Annotated in this window: 9 protein-coding genes, 1 tRNA gene and 1 pseudogene; 10 read left to right on the forward strand and 1 reads right to left on the reverse strand. The window is 61.7% G+C overall.

Annotation, left to right across the window (positions count from 1 at the left end; all coding sequences use genetic code 11):
• Positions 1 to 154 precede the first annotated feature (154 nt).
• Together AB7F49_RS34210 and AB7F49_RS34215 are read left to right on the forward strand one after the other, a co-directional pair.
• Positions 155 to 231: transfer RNA gene (locus AB7F49_RS34210), tRNA-Met, on the forward strand.
• 241 nt (positions 232 to 472) lie between these two features.
• A complete protein-coding gene (locus tag AB7F49_RS34215; protein WP_428530676.1) occupies positions 473 to 757 on the forward strand; it encodes a hypothetical protein in 285 nt (94 codons plus the stop codon).
• A 54-nt stretch (positions 758 to 811) separates the two neighbouring features.
• Here the strand turns inward: AB7F49_RS34215 and AB7F49_RS34220 are convergent.
• Positions 812 to 1,846 (reverse strand): annotated as a pseudogene (locus AB7F49_RS34220) (recombinase family protein); the annotation flags it as partial.
• Positions 1,847 to 2,342: 496 nt separating this feature from the next.
• Between AB7F49_RS34220 and AB7F49_RS34225 the strand changes: the two are divergent.
• The 8 genes from AB7F49_RS34225 (at position 2,343) to AB7F49_RS34260 (ending at position 11,416) form a co-directional block, all read left to right on the forward strand.
• Positions 2,343 to 2,645, forward strand: coding sequence for a hypothetical protein (locus AB7F49_RS34225; RefSeq protein WP_428530679.1), 303 nt, complete (start codon positions 2,343 to 2,345; stop codon positions 2,643 to 2,645).
• A complete protein-coding gene (locus tag AB7F49_RS34230; protein WP_418896487.1) occupies positions 2,642 to 3,073 on the forward strand; it encodes a PIN domain-containing protein in 432 nt (143 codons plus the stop codon). The genes AB7F49_RS34225 and AB7F49_RS34230 overlap by 4 nt, the downstream gene beginning before the upstream one ends.
• On the forward strand, positions 3,073 to 3,894 hold the full coding sequence (locus AB7F49_RS34235; RefSeq protein ID WP_428530682.1) for a hypothetical protein: 822 nt from the start codon (positions 3,073 to 3,075) through the stop codon (positions 3,892 to 3,894). Before AB7F49_RS34230 ends, AB7F49_RS34235 begins: the two co-directional genes overlap by 1 nt.
• 2 nt (positions 3,895 to 3,896) lie before the next feature.
• The gene (locus tag AB7F49_RS34240; protein ID WP_428530685.1) at positions 3,897 to 4,949 is read left to right on the forward strand and encodes a hypothetical protein; all 1,053 of its coding nucleotides are present in this window, start codon (positions 3,897 to 3,899) and stop codon (positions 4,947 to 4,949) included.
• Entirely contained in the window at positions 4,946 to 7,909 is a 2,964-nt protein-coding gene (locus AB7F49_RS34245; RefSeq protein ID WP_428530688.1) for a TrlF family AAA-like ATPase, read from the forward strand. The genes AB7F49_RS34240 and AB7F49_RS34245 overlap by 4 nt, the downstream gene beginning before the upstream one ends.
• A gap of 122 nt (positions 7,910 to 8,031) precedes the next feature.
• The gene (locus AB7F49_RS34250) at positions 8,032 to 9,507 is read left to right on the forward strand and encodes a hypothetical protein (RefSeq protein WP_428530691.1); all 1,476 of its coding nucleotides are present in this window, start codon (positions 8,032 to 8,034) and stop codon (positions 9,505 to 9,507) included.
• A gap of 34 nt (positions 9,508 to 9,541) precedes the next feature.
• Positions 9,542 to 10,042: a hypothetical protein gene (locus AB7F49_RS34255; protein WP_428530694.1), complete on the forward strand. Its 501-nt coding sequence runs from the start codon at positions 9,542 to 9,544 to the stop codon at positions 10,040 to 10,042.
• Positions 10,043 to 10,222: 180 nt separating this feature from the next.
• Positions 10,223 to 11,416 (forward strand): DUF932 domain-containing protein, encoded by a 1,194-nt coding sequence (locus tag AB7F49_RS34260; protein WP_428530697.1) that lies wholly within the window; start codon positions 10,223 to 10,225, stop codon positions 11,414 to 11,416.
• Positions 11,417 to 11,571: the final 155 nt, after the last annotated feature.

The following is an 11,571-nucleotide window of genomic DNA, read 5'->3' on the forward strand; positions in this document are numbered from 1 at the left end:
GCCGCAGATTGGCAATCCCCATTGTCACAATCAATCCGATGGAACCGGCTTAGACCCCTGAAAAAACATCGGGAATGGGGGTTCACAAGCTGTCATGGTCTTGCTACAGAAGCGCCGCGCCGGGGCGGATCGTGCCCCGGATCGCGCATTCTGGCGCGGGGTGGAGCAGCCCGGTAGCTCGTCAGGCTCATAACCTGAAGGTCACAGGTTCAAATCCTGTCCCCGCAACCATCTTAACTTGCGATTGGCCCGCCCCTCCGGCGGGCCCTTTGCCTTTCAACGAAATCGCAAGGATTCCCGCCAGATCGCCGCGCACGTCGATCTTCAGCTCGTCGTCCTCCGGCGTCAGGATGATGTCCCTCACGAGCGAGCGGATCAGGTCGGCCGCAGTCATCCGCTTCGCCTCCGAATCCTCCTGAAGCGCCGCGTATAGCTCGTCCACCTGGACGTGGTAGTGGCGAGCCATGTTCGGATGCAGGAGGGGCGGTGGCTCCTCTGCCTCTTGCAGGAACGCCTTCAGCTCTTTCTGGCGAACCTCCAGATCCTTCATTTGCTTCATCATGCGGGTGGGTGCGTCGTCATCATTGGAGGCCATGATGAGCTTCATGAGCTTGTCCAGTTCGCGGTCGATCCGAGTGACCTCAGCCTCGGCTTGATCGATCGACGCCCGCCCTTCCATGCGGAGCCGATTCATCTCGCGGGTGAACTCGTCGCAGAATTCCTTGAACAGCGCGGGGTCCATAAGGTGATGCCGTAGCGCGTTGAGAACGCGTGCCTCAAGCTGATCGCGCCGAATGTTCTTGCGATTGTCGCAGGTGCCCTTGTTGCGCGCCGTCGAGCAACCGACCAGATCGGCGGAGATCATCGAATAGCCACCGCCACAGCAACCGCACTTGGTCAGGCCCGAGAAGAGGTATTTGGGGCGCCGGCGTTCTCGGAAGTGGTTTTCAGTCTCGCCGTCCTCGCTGCGGTTCTGTTTGACGGCCTTCTGCCGCTCCTTCACGGCCTGCCAGATATCGTCGTCGAGGATGCGCAGCTCCGGCACGTCCCGAACGATCCAGTCCGACTCCGGGTTCATCCGCGCCTGGCGCTTGCCCGTGTCTGGGTCTTTAATGAAGCGCTGCCGGTTCCAGACCAGCTTGCCGACATACATCTCGTTATTGAGGATGCCGTTGCCACGCTTCGGATTGCCGTTGATGGTGCTGAAGCCCCAATCGCCGCCACCTGGAGCAGAGATGCCATCCTTGTTCAGCTCGAAGGCGATCCGCTTGGCCGATTTGCCTGCGGCGTAGTCGCGGAAGATGCGGCGGACGACATCAGACTGAAACTCATTGATGGTGCGGTCGCCGCGCATCGGCTCGCCGCTGGCGTCGAACCTCTTGACCACATCATAGCCGTAGGAGTTGCCGCCACCGGACTTGCCCAGTTCGACACGGCCCCGCTGACCGCGCCGGGTCTTGTCGGCGAGATCCTTCAGGAACAGTGCGTTCATCGTGCCCTTGAGCCCGACATGGAGATGGGTGACCTCGCCCTCGGACAGGGTGACGATCTTCACGTCCGAATAGGCCATCCTCTTGTAGAAGCCGGCGATGTCTTCCTGATCGCGCGACAGGCGATCCATCGCCTCAGCCAGCACATAGCGGAACCGGCCGCGCGTGGCGTCCGAGATCAGGGCCTGGATACCGGGGCGCAGGAGCGAGGCGCCAGAAATCGCGTGATCGGTATATTCCTCGACCACCTGCCAGCCCTGCTTCTCGGCGTGGAGACGGCAGATGCGAAGCTGGTCGGCGATCGAAGCGTCGCGCTGGTTATCGGACGAATAGCGGGCGTAGATCGCAACCTTCACGATGCATCCTCCTGGGATGTCAGGAGCGCGGCGTGCGGCGCCTTTTCATCTGTTCCTCGTAGATGTCCCGTGCTGCTCGACGAGCAAGTAACCGCACCAGCTCGACCAGCCGCGGATCGGAGCCTTCGCCACGCCGCACGAGCGTCAGTTCCGGCTCTTCGAGCCGAAGTGCACTCATCTGCTTTGGGCGGTTGCCATTGTCCATCGTTGGATCGTTTGAAGCCAGTTGCAAGGTGATCGGCTTCACGATTGCCGCAAGACAACGTATAAGCAACTGAAATCAAAGGAGAATAATCGGCGGTATGCGGTGTGCGTTCGGCGACGGAAGAGGCGCCCTGCGTAGCGTGGCGCGCCACAGCAGATGGAAAATACTGGCGCTGCTGGAGGCTTTTGCCCGTACTGCCATAATTGTCAGGGGCGCACATGGTCATCTCGTTATCCCTTGTCGACCGCAAGAGTATGGATTATATATCCAGATATAACAAGGAGGTCTTTGATGGGCAATGCCGCACAGAAGAGGGCGCTTCAGAATTACCGCGCGCGCCTGACGCAGCGCGGTTTCACGCGCTTTGAGGTGATGGCGCTCGACGCTGATCGCGAACTGATCCGCACGCTTGCCCGGCGCCTGGCCGAGGAAGGCCCGGAAGCGGAGCAGGTTCGCGCTGCCGTAAAGACCGCGGTAACCGGTGAATCGCCGAAGCCAGGTGGTATTCTTACCGCTTTGCGCCGCTCACCGTTGGTCGGCGCTGATCTCGACCTTTCCCGCCCGCGTGAAGAGGGGCGCAAGGTCGATCTGTGACGCGCTATCTTCTCGACACCAACATCATCAGCAACATCGTCAAACCGAAGCCATCGGAGTCGCTCATGGCTTGGTTGGCGGAGCAGCGCGACGAGGATCTGTTCATTTCCTCGCTGACAGTTGCGGAGATCAGGCGTGGCATCCTCGAAAAGCCGCGCGGAAAGAAGCGCGATGCGCTAGATGCCTGGTTCGCGGGGCCGGAAGGACCGCAAGCGCTTTTCGTTGGGCGTGTTTTGTCTTTCGACGATAAGGCCGGTCTGATCTGGGCGCGGCTGATGGCGGACGGCAAATCCGCTGGACGTCCTCGTAGTGGCCTCGACATGATTGTAGCCGCGATTGCTGGCACGAATGACTGCGTCGTCGTCACTGACAACGAGCGTGATTTCGCCGGCATCGAGATCATCAATCCAATCCGCGGGACGGGCTGATGCGAACGAAGCCCTTCTCACGTCCCACGCTTATCGCAGCCGTCGAACTGCTCGAAGGCCATAGCCAGGCGCGCTTCAATCAGATGGTCCTTCGGCTCGGCCTTGAAGACGAGATCGGCTCCGGGACGGCGGTCAGCGTCGCCAAGAAGTGCGACATCCTCGGGCGCATCGTCGTACAGCGTTCAGACCAGGTCCTCGACACGCTCGACGGCACCATGACGCTCGGCGAGGCCGTGGTCCGCGAAGCAGTCCAGCTCCTGCGCGCCGAGCCGAGCCTTCCCCGCGAGCTGGCGCTGGGGCGCGGCCTGGCACGCGATGGCTACGTCGTCAGCTTCGGCGACTATGGGCGCGATCCCACACTGCGGGCGGCCTTACCCGACGAGGTCCAGCTTCCCGAGACCGACGACGAAGTTCACCAGCTTCTCAAGTCCTTTCAGTTCACGACGCCGCTCGGCCATCTGGATCAGGCGGTCGAGGCGCACACGCGCGGCGATTGGGCGGCCTGCAACAGCCAGCTCCGGACCTTCCTTGAAAGCCTGTTCGACGACATCGCCCGGAACGTCCGGCCGCAGGAAGCCGCGCAGCGGCCCAGCTCCGAGAATCGGCGCGCGCTTCTGGCCGATCCGAGCGTCGGCTTTCTAGCGGTCGACCGGAACGAATGGACGGCCGACGGCAAGAACTACGTCAACGGCCTCTTCAAGATGCTGCACACCGAGGGCTCGCACCCTGGGCTCTCGGACGAGGATCACAGCACCTTTCGCCTTCATATCGTCCTCATCACGGCCAGGACGTTTTTGCGCCGTCTCCACTACGGCCGTTGATCATGACCGCGAGCGCCACCAGCACGAAATCCAAGGTCACCTTCCTGGAAACCGTCTATCCGCCGATTTCCAATCAGGAGGCCGTCTGGCTTCAAAATGACCCGGAGGTCGAGGCGCTGATCAGGCAGAGCGACTTCTACATGATCGGCGGTCGCGCCGAAGCCAAATACCTGAACCTCGTCATCGACCCCGACACCTGCGTCATAACCTTCGACTTCGCGATCGGCGACGATTTCCGCGACCCCGTCGACATCCACATCCGCGACCTGCCGGCCGTCGAGGAATCGGAAGCCGAATCCTTTTGGATTGAGGCTGGCGACAAAAATATCCGGGTGTGGGACGGGCCAATCGGTGAGCCCGGCTCGAACGTTCTGGAGTGGTTCACGACCGAGAAGCTGATTTGGGATCGGTCGCGCGGCCGCGCCGGTATCGAGCGCTTCGATCGTTACCGCGAGGCCGCGACCTACGATCTTCTCTATGTCGGCATCGCCAAGGTCGGAGACAGCTTCGATCGCCTCATCAGCAATGGTCACAAGGCCCGCATGGAGATTCTTGGCAACGAGTCCCAGCGCTATCCCGGAGCGCGGGTGACCGACGAAATCTATCTCTTCCTGTTCAACGTCCAGCCACTGATCATGACGACCTTCGAACTGGAGCATGACTTCGAGAATGAGGATTTCAGCGGCGCCTACGACCAGAAGCGTATCGTCGCCGATGCCGAGAAGGCCTTCGTCAGCCTCTTGAAGCCCGAATACAACGTGGTGAAGTTCGCGAGCTACCCGAAGGGCGCGGACGGCCTCTACGGCTCCGACTTCGTTCGCTACGGCTACGCGATCTGCGAGGCAGTTTCCTTCAACACGGCGCATGGCCGGATCAGGGGAAGCCGGGACGCGGCCACCGGCTTCATCACCAATGATGCCGATAGCATCTTCGTAGAAGGAAACACCGTGAAGCTGTTCGTCTCGGGCGTCGATTTCCCGGCCGAGCCGCCGCCGGCCGCAGCGAACGCCGCTCCGCAAGACAATCAGAAGGAAGACAATCAGGGGGGTGTATGATCAATCGCGGTTCCGAATGGCATCGATGGGAGCCGCATATCCATGCGCCCGGCACCCTGTTCAACAACCAGTTCAAAGGCCCGAACGCCTGGGACGACTATCTCACCAGCCTCGAACGGGCGACGCCTATTATCCGCGCGATCGCGGTGACCGACTATTATTGCACCGACACCTATCAGAACGTCGTCCGAGAGATGAAGGAAAACGGCCGCCTGCCACTGGTCGCGCTTGTTTTCCCCAATGTCGAGCTCCGGCTCGACGTGGCGACGGTGAAAGAACGCTGGACCAATATCCACCTGCTCGTCTGCCCCGACGATCCGAAGCATGTGGCGGAGGTGGAGCGATTTCTCAGCCGGCTGAGATTTGAAGCATTTGGCGACAACTTCGCCTGCACGCGAGAAGACCTCATCAAGCTCGGACGGAAATCCAAGCCGGAGCTGAGCGATGAGCGGGCCGCGTTCCGCCACGGCGCTTCGCAGTTCAAGGTCAACTTCGGAAAATTGCGCGAAGAATACGGCAAGAGCGATTGGGCGAAAGAGAACATCCTGATCGCCGTCGCAGGCGCCGAAACCGATGGTACGTCCGGCATCCGCGATGCCAATGACGCAACCTTGCGACAGGAAATCGAGAAGTTCGCGCACGTCATTTTTGCCAGCAGTCCGGCGCAGCGCGATTTCTGGCTGGGGCGGAGAAGCGGCGTCGGAGAGGACGTGCTGCGCGAGCGATACGACGGCTGCAAGCCCTGCCTGCACGGCAGCGACGCACATGAGCAAGCGACCGTCGCCAAACCCGATGGCGACCGCTATTCGTGGATCAAGGGCGCGTTGGAATTCGATGCGCTGCGCCAAGCCTATATCGATCCCGCCGGTCGGGCCTATGTCGGCCCCCATCCCCCGTTTCGAGCCACCCCCGCACGTGTCATTGCTGAGATAGAATTGACGGGGGCGGACTGGGCGCAGACGCCGAAGCTCGCCCTCAATCCTGGTCTGGTCGCCATCATCGGCGCGAGGGGCTCGGGCAAGACCGCTCTCGCGGATGCGATCGCGGCGGGATGCGACGCCACGGAAGGCCGCTTGAGCAACGCGTCGTTTATCGTGCGGGCGCGTGAGCATCTCGACGGCGTCGGCGTCCGGCTGACCTGGGAGACCGGGGATCCGTCGGTGCGCCCGTTGCTCGACGATGCCTTCGATCCGTCGCTCTATCCGCGGGCGCGCTATCTCTCACAGAAATTCGTCGAAGAACTGTGCTCGGCCGATGGGCTGAAGGACGAATTGCTGAGCGAGATCGAGCGGGTCATTTTTGAAGCCCACAGCACGCTCGAACGCGATGGCGCGACGGATTTCGGCGAGCTGCTGGAGCTGCGGACGACGGTGTTGCGCGACAACCGCACCCGCGACGAGGAGGCCATCGCGACTCTCTCCGATCAGGTCGGGCTCGAGCGCGAGAAGCAAAGCCAGATCGCCGGCCTGAAATCGCAAATCACTCAGAAGGAAGCGCTGATCGCCGGCTACATCAAAAGCCGAGACACATTGGTGACCGCCGGCAGCGCGGAGCGGATCGCGCGGCTGAACGCGCTGACCGAAGCCGCCGATCATGTCCGGACCCAGATCCGGTTATGGTCGCAGGAATGCCAAGTCCTGCGGTCTTTGCAGAACGACGTGTCGGATTTCCGAACCAATCGCGCGCCCATGGCTCTGCGCACGAGCAAGCAGACCTTCGTCGGCGCGCATCTGGATGATAAGGCGTGGGAGGCGTTCCAACAGACTTACGCCGGCAACGTCGACGGGACGTTGACCGAGCGGCTGGCAAGGGCCGAACGGCAGGCAGCTACATGGCGGGGTAAGGAGCACCCTCGTAAGGCGAGCGATCAGGACCCCTATGTGGCCGATGACGCCGAGCTGAAGCGATTGTCGCTGGGCGAACTGGAGGCCGAGATCGGTCGCATTCAGCGCCTGATCAACATCGATACGGACACCGCCAATCGCCTGCGAACGATCACCACCAAAATCGGAGATGAGAATGCCGCGCTGAAGCGGCTGAAGGACGCGCTGGCCGATTGTGAAGGCGCCGCGGCGCGGACCACCCAGCTCCAATCCGATCGAGAGCAGGCCTATTTGCGGGTCTTCGAATCCATCGTCGCGGAAGAACAAGTGCTGCACACGCTGTATCGCCCGCTCATGGATCGGCTCGCGCAGGCGTCCGGGACGTTGCGAAAATTGTCGTTCTCGGTATCTCGTCATGCGGACGTGCGTCGCTGGGCGACCGAGGGCGAAAGCCTGTTCGACAAGCGGCGCACCGGCCCTTTCAAAGGCGTGGGCACGTTGGAGACCTGGGCCGACGCGTTGCTGAAGCCGGCGTGGGAATCGGGCGATCCGAAAGCCGTCGCCGAGGCGATGGCGGGATTTCGTCAGGCCCATCAGGCCGAGCTGCTCGATCTCTCCGAGGTTCCCCGATCACAGCAAGCGGATTATCGCTCCTGGCTGAGACGGTTCGCCAAATGGCTCTATGGCACCAGCCATATCGAGATCAGCTACAGCATCGACTACGAAGCCGTCGATATCCGCAAGCTCTCTCCGGGCACGCGCGGCATCGTCCTTCTGCTGCTCTATCTCGCCTTGGACGACAGCGATGACCGCCCGCTGATCATCGACCAGCCAGAAGAGAACCTCGATCCGAAATCAATCTTCGACGAGCTGGTCGAGCTATTCATCGCCGCGAAGAATGTGCGCCAGGTCATTATGGTGACGCATAACGCAAACCTGGTCGTCAACACCGACGCCGATCAGATCATCGTCGCGTTTTCCGGCACTCATACGCCCGGCAAGCTGCCGCCCATCCGCTACCTGTCGGGTGGCCTCGAAAACGCGGAGATGCGCAAGCACGTCTGCGACATCCTGGAAGGTGGCGACCGCGCCTTCAAGGAGCGCGCACGGCGACTTCGCGTCCGTCTCGATCGATGAAGACGGACGACGACATGGAAAGCGAATTAGATCCCGATCGCATTGGCCGCATCGGCGAACGGCAGTTCGAAGTGCTCTGCGAGCGCGCAGGCCTCTATTGCAATAAAAGCGTCGTCGACGTGATGGGCTGGGATTTCATCGTGGAGTTCCCGATGGTGCCGGCCGGCCAGGCGCTACCTCTCGATCAACGCCCCACCAACGCCGCCCGGGTTCAGTTGAAGTCGACACTCGGCCGCGCCGGCAATCGTATCCGCCTCAGCCTGTCCGCCATCGATCGCTTGGCCAAGGACCCTCGGCCGGCGCTCATCGTCGTGTTCCGGCTGCGAGCCGACGGCGAACTCCAATCCGCTTACCTTGTCCACCTTATCGGGAATGAGCTCGCGCGCGTGCTTAGGCGATTGAGATTGGCGGAGGCCCGCAAGGCTCACGACATCAACCACACCGATATCAGCTACGATTATGAGAAGGTCGGGGTGCGCTTCGAGCCGACTCCCGCCGGCTTATTGGCAGCCCTGAGTGCAGCCTGCGGACAAAATCCTGGCGCCTACACGCTCGAGAAGCAACGGCAGCTCACAGAGCTTGGCTATGAGAACGGCCAGTTCGAGGCCGAGGCACTTATCCAGATCGAGGGTCCGGAGCATTTCAGCAGTCTGTTGCTCGGCCTCGCGCCCTTGAAACCGCACCGGCTCCGCGTATTCGACAGCCGGTTCGGCATACGCCTTCCTTATCAAGGCACGCTATTCGACGACCTCGAGGAGCTACGGCTTACGCCTCCTACTCTGGGTTCCTGCGAGATTTCGATCCGCGGACCCGGCTTCGGACAAGCGGCGCGGTTCGACGGCGAAATGTTCATCGGGCCGCCGATGGCCGAGCCGCATGGAGCAGAGCTGCTCATCCGCACCCCCGACTTCATCATTCGGCTGACACCGCCGGCGCTCAAGTTCGAGAGCGTCGGCTCGATCGATGACATGGAGCATTCCCTGGAGGAGTGGGCGGAGCTGGTTCGCGCGCTCACGCTTATGGCGACGGGGCGAGCGACCCTGACGATTGCCGGAAATGACCGCATCCCGTCGATTACCTTCCTGGTCGATCAACCCATCACCGGACCGTACCTCGAGGAGATTCCGCTGATCTCCGCATTCTTGGACGGGTGGCTTCAGCTTCTCACGAACGCAGGCCTTCGCTCCACCGCTAGGTTCAAGTTCGATGCGTTCTGGGAGGCAAATGAAGCACGTATGGCTGTGGACATCCTGCTCAATCCGAAATCGCAGGCTCGCTTCGAGTTCCAGACGCTTGAGATTGAAGAACCGTCGTCGTCGCCCGAAGGCCTGTATTTCAACAGCTCGTCGTTTGCCGACACCAGCATAACCTTCAGCACGAAGGTCTTCTTCGAGCAGTCCGATGATCCAGAATGGCAGTATCGGTCGATCCGTTTCGAAGCTCTCGATGTTCGACCGAAGGTCGATGACCTTGAAGAATACGGAACGGACCAGGCGACCGCCTGCGATCTGAAGCTCCTCATCGACCCGAGGAACATGACATTGGCGCCTCGGAGCGGCATTCCCGAAGCGCCCACTACATCCCAGCACCAGGAGTGAGAGGCGCAACCGCCACCTAAGGAACGGCCACCAAATGAGCATGCAATGGCTATTGGCAAAAGCGCCAGGATTTCAGGCGCTACCCGAAGCGGATCGCGCCGCGATCTTCAACTTCACCTTTCTATGGAGCCTGTTCGAGGCCCAGGTCATGGGCAACTTCGCTCGCGCCGACCTGATCTGCGCAAAGGTCGATGAATGGCGTGACGCCGGAACGCTCGAAGCCGACCAGTACGCCCCGGAGCTGGCCTATCTCCGGCAGCGCTATTTCGCCAACGGCGCCTTCACTTATCACTATCCGCATCTGCATCTGCGCTCCGCCGACCAGCCCGCTGTCGTCCAGTCGGTTCTCGATGGCAGCAACACCGATCCACGCGATCGGCTCCTCACCGTGCTGATGATCGTCTGGCGGTTCCGCAACAACCTCTTCCACGGCGAGAAATGGGCTTACCAGCTCCAGGGTCAGCTTTCGAATTTCACCCACGCCAACACCGTTCTGATGCGGTTGCTAGAACAACACGGACAATTGGCTGCTTAACCAGCGCTAGGTGTCCTTTAGGGGAAAGCCTTCCCCTGCGGCCGAGCCAAGGTCTCGGCCGGCCCCTTCTGCGGGGACACCCCGCAACGCCCCGCAAAGAGTGAGAGTAGGGATCGGAGGTCCATGACGGGTTGAGTGTCGAGAGAGAGGCTCCCGGCACCCGTCATGGAGTTTGGTCCCATGAACATGCAGGTTCTCGATGCCCGCCGCGACATGAGCGGCGCCTACAAGGTTGATGTCAGCCGCGGCGAGCGGATCGGCCGCGTTTCCTCGGAATGGTTCTCCCGGCCCGATGACGAGCGCTATCTGTCGCTGTCGGGGCTGGCGGATTCGGTGCGCCGCCGATCGGAGCGCAGCCAGACCCGCGTGGTGGAAACCGCGCTGATCCATGTCGAGGCGAGCCGCACCGACCCGGAGCGATTGTCTCTCATCCTGCCGGGCTCGGACACGCCCGTCGCACCGACCCATTGGAGCTTCGGCCAGCTCGCCAGCCAGGTCGGCGCCCCCGCCGCCTATCTCCGCCAGCTCCCCGCCGCGCTGGCCGGCATCAACCTGCAATACGGGTTGACCTCGCATCGGGCCGAGCAGATCAAGACGCTCGAAACCGACAACGGCCGTGTCGAGTTGCGCGCCGTCACCGGCCCCGACTATGGCAGGATCTACGATTACGAACTGGTCGAGGCGGTGCAGCGCATCGCGGGCAATGGCACCGGCGACACGCGCTGGAAGGTGCCCGGCGTGCTCGACTGGTCGACGGGCGTCTACAATCCCCGTGTCGATATCACGAAGGACACGACGACGCTCTATGCGTCCGATCGCGACGTGTTCCTCTTCCTCGTGGACGATCTGAACCCCATAGAGGCTGGTCGGCTCCCCGATGGCTCGCCCGACCTGTATTTCCGCGGGTTCTACTGCTGGAACTCGGAGGTCGGCGCGAAGACTCTCGGCATGGCGAGCTTCTATCTCCGCGCGGTCTGCCAGAATCGCAATCTGTGGGGCGTGGAAGATTTCGAGGAAATCACCATACGCCATAGCAAGTACGCTGCATCGCGCTTTGCCCACGAAGCTGCGCCGGCGCTGCTCAATTTCGCGAACTCCTCGCCCATGCCCTTCATCAACGGCATCAAGGCCGCGCGCGAACGGATCGTCGCGAAATCTGATGAGGACCGCACCGAATTCCTGCGCAAGCGCGGCTTCTCCAAGGCCGAGACCGGCAAGATCATCGAAACCGTACTGGCCGAGGAAGGCCGTCCGCCCGAGTCGATATTCGATTTCGTGGCGGGCATCACCGCCGTCGCCCGCGAAAAGACCAACCAGGATGCGCGGCTCGAACTGGAGGGCAAGGCCAAGAAGCTGCTCGACCGCGCTGCCTGATTTCCGTGAAGCCGGACGCGCGGTTTTCCGTGTCTCCGGCTTTGCGCCTTCGTGCCTGTCCGTTTCGCCATATCCGTTGCGCTGCCCTCCATAGAGTGAGAGGGAGGCGCTTCGCATCGTGACGAGTTCGGGTTCGTGAGAGAGGCTCTCGGCGC

This window comes from Pseudorhodoplanes sp. (genome assembly GCF_050250235.1).
In the GTDB taxonomy this organism is placed as follows: Bacteria; Pseudomonadota; Alphaproteobacteria; order Rhizobiales; family Xanthobacteraceae; genus Pseudorhodoplanes.

Bases quoted from the DNA above. Each gene is read 5' to 3' on its own strand.
- AB7F49_RS34225 (WP_428530679.1), top strand. From the start codon at position 2,343: ATGGGCAATGCCGCACAGAAGAGGGCGCTTCAGAATTACCGCGCGCGC.
- AB7F49_RS34260 (WP_428530697.1), top strand. From the start codon at position 10,223: ATGAACATGCAGGTTCTCGATGCCCGCCGCGACATGAGCGGCGCCTAC.
- AB7F49_RS34235 (WP_428530682.1), top strand. From the start codon at position 3,073: ATGCGAACGAAGCCCTTCTCACGTCCCACGCTTATCGCAGCCGTCGAA.
- AB7F49_RS34240 (WP_428530685.1), top strand. From the start codon at position 3,897: ATGACCGCGAGCGCCACCAGCACGAAATCCAAGGTCACCTTCCTGGAA.
- AB7F49_RS34215 (WP_428530676.1), top strand. From the start codon at position 473: ATGCAGGAGGGGCGGTGGCTCCTCTGCCTCTTGCAGGAACGCCTTCAG.
- AB7F49_RS34250 (WP_428530691.1), top strand. From the start codon at position 8,032: ATGGGCTGGGATTTCATCGTGGAGTTCCCGATGGTGCCGGCCGGCCAG.
- AB7F49_RS34255 (WP_428530694.1), top strand. From the start codon at position 9,542: ATGAGCATGCAATGGCTATTGGCAAAAGCGCCAGGATTTCAGGCGCTA.
- AB7F49_RS34245 (WP_428530688.1), top strand. From the start codon at position 4,946: ATGATCAATCGCGGTTCCGAATGGCATCGATGGGAGCCGCATATCCAT.